Origin of the sequence: Pusillimonas sp. ANT_WB101 (genome assembly GCF_008369125.1) — a bacterium.
Taxonomy (GTDB): Bacteria; Pseudomonadota; Gammaproteobacteria; order Burkholderiales; family Burkholderiaceae_B; genus Allopusillimonas.
Genome location: NZ_VOAY01000002.1, coordinates 580780 through 595945, shown reverse-complemented (window position 1 = coordinate 595945; position 15166 = coordinate 580780). Strand labels below are relative to the sequence as shown.

The window sequence follows — 15166 nt, the reverse complement described above, 5'->3', positions numbered from 1 at the left end:
AAAGGGCCTATAACTTAGCTTGCGCTACCTCCCGCTCGAAATGCCTGTGCTTGGCCAGTGCCTCCATAAATTGTTTCGCCGCTGCGGCCGCGTCACCGTCCATCACGAGCAAGCCTGCGTCGTGCTTGCTGTTCAGATCGATTCCCGCCTTCTCCAACAGCGTCGCGGCGCTACCCATTGCAAGTATCGTTTTGCAGTGACGGTATTGATCGTGCACGAAATCGCGCGCGAGGTCGTTCTTGGCAAGTGTTTTGATCGCTTCGTCGCCGTCTGGCAATACCAGGCCGTCAAACAATACGCCAGGCTGATTTTCCAACGAGGCATCAGCATCAATGTGTTCACCTTCTGCGGTGGCAGTCGGGCCGATACGCGGGCCTACAAATCGCACGACAGCGCCTTGATTCTGCAAGGACTTGGCGATTTCCCAGGCCACGGTGCCATTGCTGCCCGGCGCAATCATGATGGCTACTTTTCGCGTACGTATGCCGCCGTCGCCAGGCCGGGCAGTAAGCGACAGGCTAGGTGATTGCTCTATCTCTGGAGAAGGAGGTGTTTCGAGCGCCTTGGGCATGGCATCGGGCAAGGTCATTCCCAGTCCGTCGGCAACCTTGCTGGCCAACTCTTCCGACGCATTGCGCAGCATGGAAACTACACGCTCACGTACGGCTGCAACGGTTACCTTGCTAAGTTCGAAGCGGAAGGCGTCCGCGATATGCTGTTGCTCGAACGGAGCTTGGCTTTCATAAAACAGTCGTGCCTGGTTGAAATGCTCGGCAAATCGTTCAGGCTTGCCGCGCACTTCATCCTGTTCTACCGGCTCGGGAAAGGATACAAACCCCGCCGTCCCGGCCTGAAACGGACAGCCGCCACCCAGAGAGTTGGGTTCGTACGCGACGCGTCCGCGATGGATGGCTTGCCGGTGCATGCCGTCGCGCTGATTGTTATGTACGGGGGCGAGCGGCGCATTAATGGGTAATTCGTGAAAGTTTGGCCCACCCAACCGCGAGATCTGCGTGTCTATATATGAATGGATACGCCCCGCCAACAGCGGATCATTGGAGAAATCAATACCCGGTACAACATGCGCGGCACAGAAGGCCACTTGTTCGGTTTCTGCGAAGAAATTGTCTGGGTTGCGATTAAGCACAATACGACCTACAGGCTTTACCGGCACAAGCTCCTCAGGCACAAGCTTGGTGGCGTCCAGCACGTCGAAGCTGTACTTTTCTGCGTCTTCCTCGGTAAAAATTTGTACGCCCAATTCCCATTCAGGGTATTCGCCCGCGTCAATGGCTTCCCACAGGTCGCGCCGGTTAAAATCGGGGTCAGCACCGGAGATCTTGACCGCTTCATCCCAGACCAGAGAGTGGGTGCCTAGTTTTGGGCTCCAGTGAAACTTCACAAATACCGATTCTCCCGCATCGTTCACAAACCGGAACGTATGTACGCCAAACCCCTGCATCATGCGAAAACTGCGCGGGATCGCACGATCAGACATTTGCCACATCAGCATATGGGTTGACTCAGGCATCAGCGACACAAAATCCCAGAAAGTATCGTGCGCTGATGCCGCTTGCGGCATGGCGTGGTGGGGTTCAGGCTTTACTGCATGGACGAGATCCGGAAACTTCATGGCATCTTGTATAAAAAAGACCGGCATATTGTTGCCGACAAGATCCCAGTTGCCTTCGTCTGTATAAAACTTGATCGCAAAACCTCGCACATCACGTGCGGTATCTTTTGAGCCTCGTTCGCCGGCGACGGTTGAAATCCGAATAAACAAGGGTGTAATTTTTCCCTTCTCGGCAAAAATCGATGCGCGGGTATAGCGCGTGAGTGGCTCGTAACACTCAAAATAGCCATGCGCCCCTGAGCCGCGAGCGTGAACGACTCGCTCTGGAATGCGCTCGTGATCAAAATGGGTCAGCTTTTCACGCAGGATGAAGTCTTTCAGAAGCGCTGGTCCACGTAAGCCGGCCTTGAGCGAGTTCTGGTTGTCGGAGACTGCCACGCCCTGGTTGGTGGTGAGTGTCTGCCCTGCAGAGTCTGCCCGTACGCGGTTGAGCGACCCGCCTGCCGCATTGACGCCCGGTTTTGCCGCTTTGCCATATTTTGACGTCTCGTTTTCTTCGGAAAGCGTGCTTGCCAGTGCCTCACGGGTGGCTGGCGACGTAGCGCCCTGTACGGGCGACAACGCGTTGTCATGGCCGTGTTCATTGGGTTTGGTGGGGTTGTATGGCATTTCTTTTGCCATGCGGGCGGTATCACTCGCCTTGCTGACTGCGGGGTCGGTGTTGGAGGGGTCGGGAGGCAGGGCGGGGCCACTGTCCGTGTTTTTGAAGGCGCTGTCTGCTGCCTGCGGATTTGCGCCTGTGTCTTTGCCGGGGGTTGGCTTTTTTGACATGCTGATCTCCTGGTCTGGCGGGTGTTTGCGGGCGCTGCTCGCATTGCAAAAAGCAATGGGCCGCCCGCGAGTTTCAGATAGGAGCCTGTAGCAAGTGGTGGGCCTGAGTTAGTGGGACTTGGATGCCACTACCAGGACTTCAGCGTTTTCTTTGCTGGTTGTGTGTAGTTGGTGCGGTAGTTCAGAGTCGAAATAGACTGAGTCGCCTGCGCTCAAATCAAAAGATTTGCTACCGACTGTAAAGTGCACGCTGCCTTTCAGGATAAACATGAATTCTTCACCGCGGTGAGGAAACGCTACAGGACGTGCTGCATTTTTTCGAGGGGGATGAACGATGAACGGATCCATCGCCTTGAGTAGTCTTTTTCCGGCGATGGCCTCATAGCGATAGCCATCTTCGTTGCCATGCCGGGTTAGCGGCTCGCGCTCGGCCTGGCGCACAACGCTGACTGAGTCATCTTCGCCGTCTTCTGAGCTTCCGATAAGCCGGGAGACGCCAATGCCGTATGCGTCTGCCAGCTTAAGTACAGTAGAGATTGAGGGCTCGCTCAGACCTCGTTCGAGCTTTGAGAGGTAGCTCTTTGTGAGACCAGTTTGTTCACCCAGTTTTTCAAGTGAGAGATTATGTTGGCGACGAAGGGCGCGCAGCCGGTGTGGCAGGTCTTCCATAAGCATGGCGTCTGTTTTTTTTTGGTGAAGGTAGTAGTCTTTCGCATTCTACCTCTACGCACAAAAATAGCGTTCAAGACCACCTTCTGCCGGGGCTTTAGTTCAATACGTCGGAGTGGTTGCGCAGAGCTTTGCGTACCAAATACTCAAAGCCTACCTGGGAGCGGCGCGGCCGCAGCAGCCAATCATGGGCTTCTCGTCCCAGTTCAGGAGCAATGGGCTTTATGGTGCCAGCCGACATAGCCAGTATCTGCATTTTTGCAGCGCGCTCGAACTGTACAGCAAGCACACACGCCTCTTCGACGCTTTGGGCGGCAATCAGCATGCCATGGTGGGCGAGCAAAATAGCCCGCTTGTCGCCAAGCGCCTTTGCAATAATGTCTCCCTCTTCATTACCCACGGGTACTCCGGGCCACTTTTCGAGGAAGGCACAATCGTCATACAGAGAGCAGTTGTCCATATGTGAAACCTGTAGCGGTGTCTCAAGCATGGACAGTGACGCCGTGTACAAGGGATGAGTATGAACAATGCAGTTCACATCCTCTCGAGCACGGTAAACCCATGAATGAAAGCGGTTGGCAGGGTTGGCCATGCCTTCGCCATCAAGCACATTGAGGTCTTCGTCAACTTTCAGGATATTTGAAACAGTGATCTCGTCGAAGCCAACGCCCAGTTGCTGCGTGTAGTAGGTACCGGGTACATCACCTCGAGCGGTGATCTGACCAGCCAATCCGGAGTCGTGGCCACCGTCAAACAAAATGCGACATGTCAACGCAACTTTTTCCCGCAGCGAGCGCTCAGTAATATCGAATTTTTGTTGCATCTGCGCTTGCGCACGCGAGATCAGTTCGGATTTGCTCAAGTTCATGGTGTCGGACATACGAAAGCCTTTTGTAGAGAAACAGTTTGATGCGGGTAAACGGCGTGCTGGGAAAAGTGACGAGCGACACCCGCGTTGTCTGTAGGTTTCGCTCGCCGAAGCCAGGTGTTTTTCAATGAAGTAAGGACAGGCTGAGCTTCCATGCGATTACGCGTTTCACAGAGCTCACGGCAGAATCAGCCAGAGTGATGCCCGCCTTACTGCTGAATAGAAATATTGGCTTCCTTTACGATGCGTTCCCATTTGCTGCGCTCTTCTGTGATGAAGCGGTTGTATTCACTTTCGCTGCCGGTATAAACCTCTGTACCTTGATTGTTCAGGGTCTTTTGGAAGTTCTCATCTGCCAGAGCCTTACGCAGCGCTTTTTGCAATACAGCCACCACGTCATCCGGCGTACCGGCCGGTACGTAAAGTGCGTTCCATGAACTAATCTTCACTTCTGCCTGCCCAGCCTCGGCAGTAGTCGGAACATCAGGTGCAGCAGGCGACCGGTTCTCTGCAGCCAACGCCAGGGGGATGAGTTTGCCGCTTCGTACGTGAGGCATTACCACCGGGATTGCATCCATTACCAGATCAGTCTGATCTCCGGCCGTGGCATTTACCGCCTCACCGCCGCTTTTGAAAGGTACGTGGACCATGTCGATTCCGGCTGTAAGCTTCAACAGCTCAACGCCTAGCTGTGGTGAACTGCCGACGCCGGCAGAACCAAAGTTGAGTTGTCCTGGTTTTTCTTTCGCAAAGGCGACAAACTCTTCCATGGTTTTCGGGCCGAGTGTGCTGCGTATAGCGGCAACATAAGGTGAACCAGAGATCATGCCGACGGGTACAAATTCATCAGGGTTGTAATTGAGCTCTTTCATGATCAACCGGTTGACCACTTGTGTGCCTACAGTGCCCAAGAAGACGGTGTAGCCATCGGGTTTCGCGATAGAGAGCTGATAAGCACCAATTGCTCCGCCGGCTCCCGCTTTGTTCTCCACCACAATAGTTTCATCCAAGACCTGGCCCATTTTTTGGGCTAGCTGTCGGGCAATGATGTCCGTAATGCCGCCAGCGCCAAACGGCACGATCATTTTCACTGGTCCAGCAGGGTACTGGGCTGCAATCGATGTTGCGGTTGCTGCCATCAATGCCGCTGCTATACCCAAGCGTTTTATAAACATCATGTCTCACTCCTTTATATTGTGAACCTTCAAGTTGCGACTATAATTTCATATAGGACACTTTGTGTCAAATAGGAAATTGATTCCATGGATCGACAGCTTCGTTACTTTCTCAAGATTGCCGAGCATTCTTCACTATCCAAGGCTGCAGATGAGCTGGATGTGAGTCAGTCAGGGCTTAGCCGGCAGCTCAGCGCACTGGAGGCTGAACTCGGTCATGCCTTGTTTTCGCGTACTGGTCGTGGCGTGGCATTAACTGAAGTGGGGAAGAAATTGCTGGAGGGAATTCAGCGCCCATACGGGCAGGTTGATGCAATTATTGATGCGCTGAAAGAGCATGAGGGGGTTGTGGAAGGTAGCCTGAAAGTGGCAACCATCCATACGCTTAGTCAATATTTTGCCTCTGAACTGCTGTCCAGATTTGTGGCCCAGCATAGGCGCGTAAACCTTTCTGTATTGGCCCGCAGTTCACCCGACGTGGTGGAGCTTGTCGAGAAAGGACGTGCCGATATTGGCTTTGTTTACGACTCAGCAGTCTCAACGCCCGTGCTGGACTCCGTGCCTTTGTTCGATGATCGCATGTGCTTCGTGGTTAAAAAACAGGGTGGCCATCACCCGGCCATAGATTTGCTTGAAGAGAGGCCTGCCCTGGTGGGTTTTCCACAGCATTACGCACTGAGAAAAATGTTGATTAGCGCGGGGCTGGATGATCTTGTGGTCGCTGAAGCCAACACCATTGATGGCATGCTCAGACTCGTGTCGCTGGGCATAGGAGGATGCGTGCTGCCAGAACACACGTCTGATCGTCTGTTGGCGGAGGGCGGGCTGGTTAAGTTGGCCATTGCTAGCCCCTCATTGCAACGCCGGGTGGTTGCTGTCGTGCGCAATACATCGTCGGTGCCGGTCTTTGCCCGCCAATTACTCGAAATGGCCCGAAACTTCACCGCGTAATACACGTGTGCTGGCGCTCCCTGCCGGTCGTTCTTGCTGACCCATTTGTCTTATATTTTCGCTTCTGCATAACAGCTATGACTTGTGCTGCATGGCTTGCGGCGCAGTGCGTTCGTAGAATTGATTTGCATCAGATTCGAAGGAGACCTTCTCGGCAATGCAGCCGGGAACGTCCACGTGTTGCCACATAAAGGAGTGAAAAATGGATACGCAGTTACGCGCAAAAGAATATTTTGATGAACGGGCTACAAAGGAGATGCGTCAGCATTTTAGGCCGGTGCAGCGTTCGGTGCAGGAGTCGTTGTCTTATACCTGTCGTATCCTGGCTGCGACAGGCCAGGAAGCAGGCTTGGCGGGACAGATAAGCGCACGCTCTGAGCGGCCGGGAGCATACTGGACCTTGCGGTTTGGCCTGGGCTTTGATGAAGCAACCCCCGATGACTTTATCGAAGTCGATTCAGACCTGAACACCCTGACAGGCGAAGGCATGGCCAATCCGGCAACGCGCTTTCATTTGTGGGTGTACGACGCACGCCCTGACGTGAACGCGATTGTGCATGCGCATTCGCCTTGGGTGTCTGCGCTGGTGGCGGCACGTCAACCATTGGTTGTCGCTCAAATGGACATGACACCCTTTTATAACGATTGTGCGTTTCTGGCCGACTGGCCCGGCGTGCCTATCGCGGATCAGGAGGGTGTGTTGATTTCTGAGGCGCTGGGTGGCAAACGCTCCATCATTCTTGCTCACCATGGTTACCTGACGGTTGGCGATTGTGTTGAGGAAGCAACCTATCTTTCGGTGTATCTGGAACGGGCAGTGCGCATGCAAATGCGTGCGCGGGTCTATGGAGACTTGACGCCGGTACCGGGACATCTGGCCCAAGAGGCGCATGATTATCTGTTAAAGCCTTCCATCGTGAAGGGCACGTTCGATTACTGGTGTCGTCAGGTCGACAGGGATGCACCTCTGGCATCTGAAAACACTCAACAATCCGCGCGCGCCTAGCCGCTTCTAAAGGGAGGAGACAATGTCCAATCAAAAATTTCCCGCCGGGAAGAAAATGTCATCTGACACACGTCGTTATGTGACTGCAGGTCTGGCCAGTATGGTGGGCACCACCATAGAATGGTACGATTTTTTTCTATACGGCACCGCTGCCGCACTCATATTCAACAAGATTTTCTTCCCTGAGTTTGATCCGTTGATGGGCACACTCGCGGCCTTTGCAACCTATTCGGTCGGCTTCTTTGCACGCCCTATAGGTGGCATTCTCTTTGGGCATTTTGGCGACAGAATAGGCCGAAAGACTATGCTTATGTTGGCGTTATGGATGATGGGTATTCCTACCATTCTTATTGGCCTCATACCGTCGTATGACAGCATAGGTTACTGGGCCGCCGTCTTGCTTGTGCTGATGCGTTTTTTCCAGGGCATTGCTGTGGGTGGCGAGTGGGGAGGCGCTGTGCTGATGGCCGTGGAGCATGCTCCCGAAGGCAAGAAGGGTTTCTTTGGAAGCCTGCCGCAGGCGGGTGTTGCACCGGGGCTGATTCTTTCGTCGCTTGCCATGGGCTTGGTATCCAGTTTGCCTGAAGAGGATATGCTTTCCTGGGGTTGGCGCATTCCCTTTCTTGCAAGTGTGGTTTTGCTGCTCGTTGGCTGGTACATACGTGCGCGGGTGACAGAATCGCCTGACTTCGAGAAAATGCAAAAAGCGGGCAAGCAGGCCAAAGTGCCTATCATGGTTGTGCTTAAAGAGCACCCCAAAGACGTACTGGTCGTGATAGGAGGCCGTTTAGCCGAAGTGACCTGGTTCTACACCGTGGTGACATTTGCGCTCACCTATGCGACAGGTACGCTGGGTATCGAGAAAACGGTCGTGCTTGATGCAATTATTTGGGGTGCGCTGCTTTCATTTTTTACTATGCCACTGTTTGGCATCCTCGGTGACCGCATTGGTCATAAGTGGGTGTTCATGGCAGGAACCGTCGGTATTGCGCTGTTCAGTTCCTACTTCTTCGATTTACTGGGCATGCGTGCAGAAGGCTATATAACTGTCGCCATGGTTGTTGCAATTGGCGTCGTCTATGCAGCACTCTATGGGCCAGAGGGCAGCCTGTTCTCCAACCAGTTCCCGCCCGAGGTGCGCTATAGCGGCATTTCTCTTGCTGTGCAGGTTTCAGGTGCGATAGGGGGTGGCATTGCACCGCTCATGGCAACCTGGCTGTTAAGTGTTGGAGACGGCAGGCCAGATTACATCGTCTGGTATCTGTGTGGCTTGGGCGCTGTGGCTTTTGTGAGCGCAGCATTGATGCGGTCAAACCCCATTGTTACACCAGCCTCGCAAACCTTTCAGGCAACCGTTCATGAAGTCAATTGATTACTATTTCTGGATAAACTCTGACTGGGCGTGTCTGGGGGCTGATCGGCTGGAAGCGATTGCCCGTCGCCATCATGTACTCATTAACTATAAGCCAATCGATTTGATTGACGTGTATTCTCGTACTGGCGGTATCCCGTTGGGAGAGCGTTCGTTACAGCGTCGGGCCTATCGGGAGGCGGAGCTTAATCGATGGATGAAGCGACTGAACATATCGTTAAATGTCACCCCCCGCTATATGTGTCCGGATGCAGAGTTAGCATCGCGTTACACCATAGCAGCCGAAAAGCTTGGTCACTCTGTAGCGCCACTGTATAGAGGCATACTGCATGCTCAGTGGTGTGCTGAACAAGACATATCCCAGGCAGACGTTATTCTTCAAGTCGCGAAAAATATTGATCTGCCTGCAAATGAGATCATGAACTTCGCTTTATCGGATGAAATGGGCGACGTGTATCGCGCCTACACAGATGACGCGGTTGAGCATGGTGTGTTTGGTTCGCCGACCTATATATTTCAGGGTGAGGTGTTCTGGGGACAAGACAGGCTGGATTTCTTGCAAGAGGCAATTGCAGCGGCTACGGTCTAGGAAGACAAAGGTCAGACACGGGGCAGGCAGCCGCCCGCTCCGTGCTTGTTTAGAGGCTGCCATGCAGATCAAAGTGGGACCACAACACAACAAGTACCACATGGGACGGCTGGGTTTCTACATAGATCGATAGCCCCCAAAAGCGTACGACGCGATTCCTGCGCGAGTATGTATAAAGACCCTGTCGACCAACTTTTTATTTATTCCTCCAGTTTTTCTCGCGGACCGGTATCCGCTCCGTCCTTGGCCGCAAGGCCTTCCAGCACTTTGGCCGCCGCCACGTGCATGGGTACAGAAAGCCCGACCCGGCTGGTGGCCACCGAAATTTGAGCGCCCTGTGTGCTGCCGAGTGCAGAGTAATCGGTACCCTTCTCGAAAATTCGTCTTGTCAGCGAGGCGATCTCAGCATCGGAAAATGCAGTGTCTGTCAGCAGTAATGCTGCTGTCGCAATGGTTTGCACATCGGTTGTCTGACTGACATACGTACCTTTTTGGATGGTGAAGGGAAAATAGCCTTTTTTCTCTTCGGTCAGCGCGCTAATGGCTTTGGCGTCCAGAGACAGCATTCGCAAAGGCATGTCGATGAGCGAATCGCGCACGCTGTCGGCCGGTGTGCCGATAACCTGCAGCACGGCGTCGGTTTCATTCTGTTGCAACGCGAGCAGGGCACCATTGATGCTGAATTCCAACGGCTCAATGTCGGCAAGTGCGATGCCGTGGGCCTGCAGCACACGAATTGCCGTAGTGCGCGAGGCCGCGCCGATTTGACCTATGGCAACGCGCTTTCTGCGCAGGTCTGCAATCGAATTCAGTTTGCTGTCGGCCCGCACCAATACGTGCAATGGCTCTGGGTAAAGGCTGGTCACGCCACGCAGCGCAATATGCGGGCCCTGGCCTGCGAAGGCGCCGGTGCCTTCATAGGCATCCAGAGCGGCATCGCCCTGAGCCAGGGCGAGTGACACCTTGCCTGAGCGCAGCAGGCGCAGATTTTCTTCGCCGCCTCGGGTAATAAGTGGCACGGCGCGCGAACCCATGCCACTGAACAGAGCGCGGGCAACACGCAGGTATTGACCATGCTCAGCCCCCGCCGCAATGGCATACCCATTTGACGCGCGTGCCAGGCGCGCCCTTATGCTTGCCTGTGCAGCGGCCAGTTCTTCTTCGATGGCGGCGTATTGCTCTGGTGAGGTGTCACGGGGGAAAGCCTCTACCACTTTGCGCAAGGCTGTCAGCATGGCACCGGTGCGCTCGGGTGTTGAGGCGAGCACACCCGGGGCAACGGGTGGCTGATAGCCTGCGGGCATCACGGCCTGCCAGGTGCCGGCTTCCTGGCGATAAAGAACCGTACCGTGGGCACGGATAATGTCGTTGGCTTTGTTGCCACCTGACCGAATGCCCTCTATGCCTTTAGGCCCCGCGCCCAGCGCCGAAACCAAGCCGGCCACGCCGGGTGCATTCCAGGCGGCAAAGTCAATGTCGCGAGTAAGCTGCAACTCGGCGTCAAAGTAAACGATTCGCCGTTCTTCACCGGCAGGGGCTTTGGTATCGGCCTGTGAGCCGCGTCGCTCAATGGTGTGGAGCTTGACGGAACCGTCTGGCAGCGCTTGTGCGAGACGGTGTTCGACGCTCTCGCGCACTAGGTCGGCGTCGGGCCCGCTGCCGCAGGCCGCCAGCAATACCAATAGCAGACAGGCAAGAAATGCTTTCATCGTCAGCCTCCGACGAAAGGCAAGGCCAGCATGCCGGTAAGTATCAGCGCGTTCATAATGTCTACGAAAAATGCGCCGGCTAGCGGAACGATAAGATAACTGGTGGGAGCAGGGCCATGTTTCGCGGTAATGGCCTGCATGTTTGCCATGGCCGTTGCCGTGGCGCCCATGTTAAAGCCTACAAAGGCTGACGACGTTACAGCGGCTTCATAGTCGCGGCCCATAAACCGGAAGCATATAAACACGACATAAAGGACGAGCGTGGCGATCTGGACCAGAATGATGAGCAGGAAAGGCCCGGCAGACAGGGCAACATCTACAAGGTTGAGCGTCATCATGGTCATGACCAGAAACAGCGACAGGCACACGTTAGCCGTCAGGTCAGCGGCGCGGTCGTCGAACCGCAGGCCGGCAAAAGGCAGCAGATTGCGGATGGCAATGCCGATTAGCATGCACCACAGAAAGGCCGGAATCGTGATGGCACCTTCAGAGAACAGATGAGCCAGCCACTGGCCTGCGATGACGGCGGTAAATATGCCGGCCAGAGTGCCCAGCACTGCCGTCGTGCTGAGAGGCGCCGGGGTTTCGACAAATTTGTGAGTTTCAGAAGCGGTCTCTGCTGTTGATTGCAGCTTGTACCGTTTGATCAGAAATTGAGCAATGGGGCCGCCTATCAGACCACCCACAATCAATCCAGTAGTAGCGATGGTCATGCTTAATTCCATGACCATTTGCAGATTGTTCATCTCTGCAAAGCGGTCGGCGTAAGCAGCGCCCGTGCCATGACCTCCGATCAGCGTAATAGACCCCGCTATCAGACCAAAAATAGGGTGCAGGTCTAACAGTTTTGCCATGCCAATGCCTACGGCATTTTGCAGCACGATAAAAGGAAACAGCAGTAGCAGCAGGGTCAGCAGAGCTTTGCCACCACGCTTGAGCTGTCGAAGGTCAGCGCACATTCCCACCCCACCAAAGAACATCAGCAGAAAAACTGGCTTAATATTTTGGTCGAAGCTGAACTGGAAGTCGGCCGTGGCCAATAGAATTGCTGCGATGATCGCAAAAACAAGACCACCTGTGATGGGGTCTGGGATGCTGTAACGTGCAAGGAATGAGATTTTGCGGTTAGCAACTGTTCCGACAAGTAGCATGCCGATGGCGGCAAGCAATGAGGTGAGCGGGTCGAAACTCATACGTCTTTCTTTGCTTCCGTTGATGATTGTGGCAGTTTATCCCGTCTTTGCCTCTAACGGTTTTTTTGAGAAGCAGGGCGCTGGCTGCATAGGGCCAGCGCCCGTTACAGGCTAATGCAAGAAGAGCGCGAGAAGGATGATGATGGGAATAGGCACACCCAGAAAAAACAGCAGAAGTGATCTCATGGTAATAATCCTTTTATATGCATTGTTTTGATGCGTAGGTTGCAGCAAGTGGGCCCCCAGTGCGCATTTGTGCCGGTTCGTCTAGAGCGGCTCAGACGCGCATGTGCCCGAATTTCTTTAGGGTGGCTCAGGCGCGCATGTGTACTGGCTCGTCGATAAAGGCCGCATCGCGACGACGGCCGCCCCAAATGGCTGCCAGGCTGGCAAAGAATGCACCGCATAACAGCGACACAAACACCCAAAGTGCAGCAATGGCAGCGGCCTTGCGGGCTGTGTCTGCAGCTTCCTGAGTCTTTGTTTTCAACGCTTCGGCTTCTTGTTGCGCTTGCTTGTAAAGCTTGTCAATACGCGCCTCGGCCTCCGCTTGCGTCAAACCTGTCTGTTGCGCAATGGCGCCACTCAGGTATTTCTTGTCGTCTGCACTCAACTCGCCAGTGCTAAGACTGCGCATCAAGATTGTAGAAGCCTCACGATGGCGTTGATCAGCATTCTCTGTCGTGGACGACGGGTTCTCAGACCTGAACAGCGCGTCGGTGAAGTAGTCAAGAGGGTTGCTAGCTTTAGCGTCATTGGCGCTGGCAGCAGCCCCTGTTGCCATGGCAGTGACGGAAGTCGACGCAACACTGCTTGCCGCCTTAACACCAGAGCCCAAAAGGCCACCAACGGCCGAACCCAGAAATGCAGCGGTTACCAGCGTAGCCACCGCCCAACTCAACATCCCGTGTGCGGTATCACGGAAATACACTTCGTCTGTATGGATGTAGGTCCACTTGGTCCGCAGTCGGCCTGCAATATACCCGCCCATGCCAGACGCAATAATCTGCGTTAGCGCAAGCCATACGGCGGTGGAAATGGTGATGGTTGTGGCGCTTAAACCTTCGCCGGCCCAGGGTGAGATGGATGAGAACCCCAGGCCCACGCCGAGCATGAGCAAAATAAGTGCTAGGGCTGCAGCGGTCGCTGCACCCGCAAAGACTGCGGCCCATGACACGCCGCTGATATTGCCCGCATGGATCCCCGGCGGTTGCGCGTAAGGCCTGGTGCCTACGGCGAGGGTGTCTGATTCTGTCATTGTTGCTCCAGTCTTAGTATTGATGTACGAGTTGATTTGACCGAGGTCGCGCAGCATCAAGCAATTATCGTACCCGCAAGGGTGTCCGGTCGAAGAGCCCAAGGCAAACAGACGAGTTTGCGTGCCGCGTGATGGCCTGATTCAATTCGAATACAAATGAGTGCTTGGCGGCATCGCTCTGGAGAAGAGGCATTTATATAACAACGATGCTACACTCGGGCGGTCCATTGGGACGACGACGCGGGCAGTATCCGTGCCGCCCGCGCCTTTTAAATAAAAGAAAAATTGGGGGCAACCATGGTCTACGTTATTCAGCTTCTCGCTGCCATCCTCATTGGCACAGCAATTGGCGCCGCGCTTAGTCCGCGCAACAATATTCTTCTCTTTGGTTCACTGATCGCCATTGCGCTGGGGGTGGTGACACTTATCACCGGGTCATGGGTGTCGCTGGCTATTGGCACTGTCGTGGCGCTCGCCTCGCAGGGTATGCAACGCGACAACTACAAGGCTGCGTAAAAGAGAGTTTGCCAGGCTAGGGCCTGCCGACCTCCGGTTGCCTGCTGGTCTGTAGCTGGTGCCGCGAAAAGGCTGGCCAGCCACACATCTTTAGCTAAAAGTGCTCCCGACGCATCCAGCCTGGCTCTCGCATATAGTTGCTCAGCAGGTGGCGGCCGCCGCCGTGCGGTCCTGTGCGTGGATGGGTACCCCGACGCGTTAGCGTTGTTCTGTGCATGCTAAAGAAGACGACGTGCAAACAAGAAGATATTGACTGTGCGTTGGCAATGCATTGTTTGGTGACATGCTCTGGCAAACGGGACCATTTATCTCCTGGGGTTCTTTGTCGCTGAAGGGGCATCACCGTGCTGTGGTGTTTAAACCATTGTTGATTTGCTTCAGATCAAGAATAGGAAACCTTGACCGCCAGGGGTTTGAGCCCGATGGTAGGCTGTAGATATCAGAGCCATCTGCTCAATAAAGAGAATAACTATGTTTTTGCATAACACGACGCTCTTGGTTGTTTTTGTGCTGGGCGTCATTTTTACACTGATCGGTTTTGGGTTTCGCGACCGCAATCCTGGCGTGATCTTGATGGGTATCGGCTTTCTCGCCACCTTATTTGTGGTGATCCAGAAGGCTATCGTAACGTTTGGCTGACCGGTTAAGGCGCGAAAACGCCCATCACCGTGTAAACTCACAGGTTTTTGACCCTCACGGTATGGTGCAAGAACCGCCTCGGCGCACAGGTTTCAGCGGCCCCCCGCTCGTTCGCCTGCTTGCTCGCCTGACAGACACCACGTTTTACGAGCCCCGGCAAGACGTTCCCAATCGGCTCAGCCAATGGCTGGGCTGGGCTGACGCCATTGCGCTGTCTTCTGCGCTGAAGGGCAACTCTTCTTCTGTGCCATCCGGGTTGCAGCCACCGGCCGAAGCAGGAAAAATCGAATATGACCGGGTTCGTGCCGCACTCGAACTGGCCATTACGGGCAACGAAAGGCCAGCGACGGCGCAGCAAGAAGCCAGGTTGCGAGCCGCTGCCCGGCGTGGCCCCACTGCTTCGACGGCGGTGGTCGACTATGCAAGCTACCGCCGTCGTTACGTGTTACTGCAGCAATCCATGGAAAGCAGCATTGCCACGTTACGTGGCAGATTGCGAACCTTGTTGGCCTCCATCTCGCCCCAGGCAGCTCGCCTTGCCGTTGTGGATGCCGCGATGGAGCAGGCGTTGAGCGAACGTGAATTCGTGCTGTTTGCAGACATCCCCAAGTCACTTGAAGCACACTTCGAGCGGCTGCGTAACGGCGCAGAGCAGACCATACCGGCAACCGGTGGGCCTTCTTCCCCTTCCGTAGGGCCTACCGAATGGCTGACTGTGTTTAAGCAAGATATGCAGCGTGTCCTGTTTGCCGAGCTAGATACCCGTTTACAGCCTGTCGAGGCGCTTCTGGCAGCCTTGCACGAAGGTAAAACCTGA

14 protein-coding genes are annotated in these 15166 nt (G+C 54.7%); 7 read left to right on the top strand and 7 right to left on the bottom strand.

What is annotated here, in order from left to right:
* Positions 1-7: 7 nt before the first annotated feature.
* The 4 genes from FQ179_RS11690 to FQ179_RS11675 form a co-directional block, all read right to left on the bottom strand.
* The gene (locus FQ179_RS11690) at positions 8-2404 is read right to left on the bottom strand and encodes a catalase (RefSeq protein ID WP_188074590.1); all 2397 of its coding nucleotides are present in this window, start codon (positions 2402-2404) and stop codon (positions 8-10) included.
* Between the two features lie 108 nt (positions 2405-2512).
* Positions 2513-3079: a helix-turn-helix domain-containing protein gene (locus FQ179_RS11685; RefSeq protein ID WP_370459864.1), complete on the bottom strand. Its 567-nt coding sequence runs from the start codon at positions 3077-3079 to the stop codon at positions 2513-2515.
* A 91-nt stretch (positions 3080-3170) separates the two neighbouring features.
* Positions 3171-3953, bottom strand: a complete 783-nt coding sequence (locus FQ179_RS11680) for an aldolase (protein ID WP_149397452.1) — start codon at positions 3951-3953, stop codon at positions 3171-3173.
* Positions 3954-4150: 197 nt separating this feature from the next.
* Positions 4151-5119, bottom strand: a complete 969-nt coding sequence (locus FQ179_RS11675; RefSeq protein WP_149397451.1) for a tripartite tricarboxylate transporter substrate binding protein — start codon at positions 5117-5119, stop codon at positions 4151-4153.
* An 84-nt stretch (positions 5120-5203) separates the two neighbouring features.
* Between FQ179_RS11675 and FQ179_RS11670 the strand changes: the two genes are divergently transcribed.
* The 4 genes from FQ179_RS11670 (at position 5204) to FQ179_RS11655 (ending at position 9034) form a co-directional block, all read left to right on the top strand.
* Positions 5204-6067 (top strand): LysR family transcriptional regulator, encoded by an 864-nt coding sequence (locus tag FQ179_RS11670; RefSeq protein WP_255474962.1) that lies wholly within the window; start codon positions 5204-5206, stop codon positions 6065-6067.
* Positions 6068-6269: 202 nt separating this feature from the next.
* The gene (locus FQ179_RS11665; RefSeq protein WP_149397449.1) at positions 6270-7073 is read left to right on the top strand and encodes an aldolase; all 804 of its coding nucleotides are present in this window, start codon (positions 6270-6272) and stop codon (positions 7071-7073) included.
* Positions 7074-7095: 22 nt separating this feature from the next.
* Positions 7096-8445, top strand: coding sequence for an MFS transporter (locus FQ179_RS11660; protein ID WP_255474961.1), 1350 nt, complete (start codon positions 7096-7098; stop codon positions 8443-8445).
* Positions 8432-9034 carry a 2-hydroxychromene-2-carboxylate isomerase gene (locus FQ179_RS11655; protein WP_149397448.1) on the top strand — a complete coding sequence of 201 codons (603 nt, stop codon included), beginning with the start codon at positions 8432-8434 and terminating at the stop codon, positions 9032-9034. Before FQ179_RS11660 ends, FQ179_RS11655 begins: the two co-directional genes overlap by 14 nt.
* 200 nt (positions 9035-9234) lie before the next feature.
* Here the strand turns inward: FQ179_RS11655 and FQ179_RS11650 are convergent, their stop codons facing one another.
* The 3 genes from FQ179_RS11650 to FQ179_RS11640 all read right to left on the bottom strand — a co-directional run bounded on the left by FQ179_RS11650 (position 9235) and on the right by FQ179_RS11640 (position 13194).
* Complete coding sequence (locus FQ179_RS11650; protein ID WP_149397447.1) at positions 9235-10743, bottom strand: TAXI family TRAP transporter solute-binding subunit; 1509 nt, start codon at positions 10741-10743, stop codon at positions 9235-9237.
* Between the two features lie 2 nt (positions 10744-10745).
* Positions 10746-11936 carry a sodium/glutamate symporter gene (gene gltS / locus FQ179_RS11645; protein ID WP_149397446.1) on the bottom strand — a complete coding sequence of 397 codons (1191 nt, stop codon included), beginning with the start codon at positions 11934-11936 and terminating at the stop codon, positions 10746-10748.
* Between the two features lie 313 nt (positions 11937-12249).
* Positions 12250-13194, bottom strand: coding sequence for a hypothetical protein (locus FQ179_RS11640; protein ID WP_255474960.1), 945 nt, complete (start codon positions 13192-13194; stop codon positions 12250-12252).
* A gap of 297 nt (positions 13195-13491) precedes the next feature.
* Here FQ179_RS11640 and FQ179_RS11635 point away from each other — a divergent pair, with 297 nt between their 5' ends.
* The 3 genes from FQ179_RS11635 to FQ179_RS11630 all read left to right on the top strand — a co-directional run bounded on the left by FQ179_RS11635 (position 13492) and on the right by FQ179_RS11630 (position 15166).
* A complete protein-coding gene (locus tag FQ179_RS11635) occupies positions 13492-13710 on the top strand; it encodes a hypothetical protein (RefSeq protein ID WP_149397445.1) in 219 nt (72 codons plus the stop codon).
* A 471-nt stretch (positions 13711-14181) separates the two neighbouring features.
* Positions 14182-14349 (top strand): hypothetical protein, encoded by a 168-nt coding sequence (locus FQ179_RS22305; protein WP_188074589.1) that lies wholly within the window; start codon positions 14182-14184, stop codon positions 14347-14349.
* Positions 14342-15166 carry a DUF3348 domain-containing protein gene (locus FQ179_RS11630; protein WP_370459863.1) on the top strand — a complete coding sequence of 275 codons (825 nt, stop codon included), beginning with the start codon at positions 14342-14344 and terminating at the stop codon, positions 15164-15166. The genes FQ179_RS22305 and FQ179_RS11630 overlap by 8 nt, the downstream gene beginning before the upstream one ends.

Excerpts from the sequence above, each read along its gene's own strand:
- FQ179_RS11675 (WP_149397451.1), bottom strand. The coding sequence starts at position 5,119 with ATGATGTTTATAAAACGCTTGGGTATAGCAGCGGCATTGATGGCAGCA.
- FQ179_RS11690 (WP_188074590.1), bottom strand. The coding sequence starts at position 2,404 with ATGTCAAAAAAGCCAACCCCCGGCAAAGACACAGGCGCAAATCCGCAG.
- FQ179_RS11665 (WP_149397449.1), top strand. The coding sequence starts at position 6,270 with ATGGATACGCAGTTACGCGCAAAAGAATATTTTGATGAACGGGCTACA.
- FQ179_RS22305 (WP_188074589.1), top strand. The coding sequence starts at position 14,182 with ATGTTTTTGCATAACACGACGCTCTTGGTTGTTTTTGTGCTGGGCGTC.
- FQ179_RS11680 (WP_149397452.1), bottom strand. The coding sequence starts at position 3,953 with ATGTCCGACACCATGAACTTGAGCAAATCCGAACTGATCTCGCGTGCG.
- FQ179_RS11660 (WP_255474961.1), top strand. The coding sequence starts at position 7,096 with ATGTCCAATCAAAAATTTCCCGCCGGGAAGAAAATGTCATCTGACACA.
- FQ179_RS11685 (WP_370459864.1), bottom strand. The coding sequence starts at position 3,079 with ATGCTTATGGAAGACCTGCCACACCGGCTGCGCGCCCTTCGTCGCCAA.
- FQ179_RS11640 (WP_255474960.1), bottom strand. The coding sequence starts at position 13,194 with ATGACAGAATCAGACACCCTCGCCGTAGGCACCAGGCCTTACGCGCAA.
- FQ179_RS11635 (WP_149397445.1), top strand. The coding sequence starts at position 13,492 with ATGGTCTACGTTATTCAGCTTCTCGCTGCCATCCTCATTGGCACAGCA.
- FQ179_RS11655 (WP_149397448.1), top strand. The coding sequence starts at position 8,432 with ATGAAGTCAATTGATTACTATTTCTGGATAAACTCTGACTGGGCGTGT.
- gltS (WP_149397446.1), bottom strand. The coding sequence starts at position 11,936 with ATGAGTTTCGACCCGCTCACCTCATTGCTTGCCGCCATCGGCATGCTA.
- FQ179_RS11670 (WP_255474962.1), top strand. The coding sequence starts at position 5,204 with ATGGATCGACAGCTTCGTTACTTTCTCAAGATTGCCGAGCATTCTTCA.
- FQ179_RS11650 (WP_149397447.1), bottom strand. The coding sequence starts at position 10,743 with ATGAAAGCATTTCTTGCCTGTCTGCTATTGGTATTGCTGGCGGCCTGC.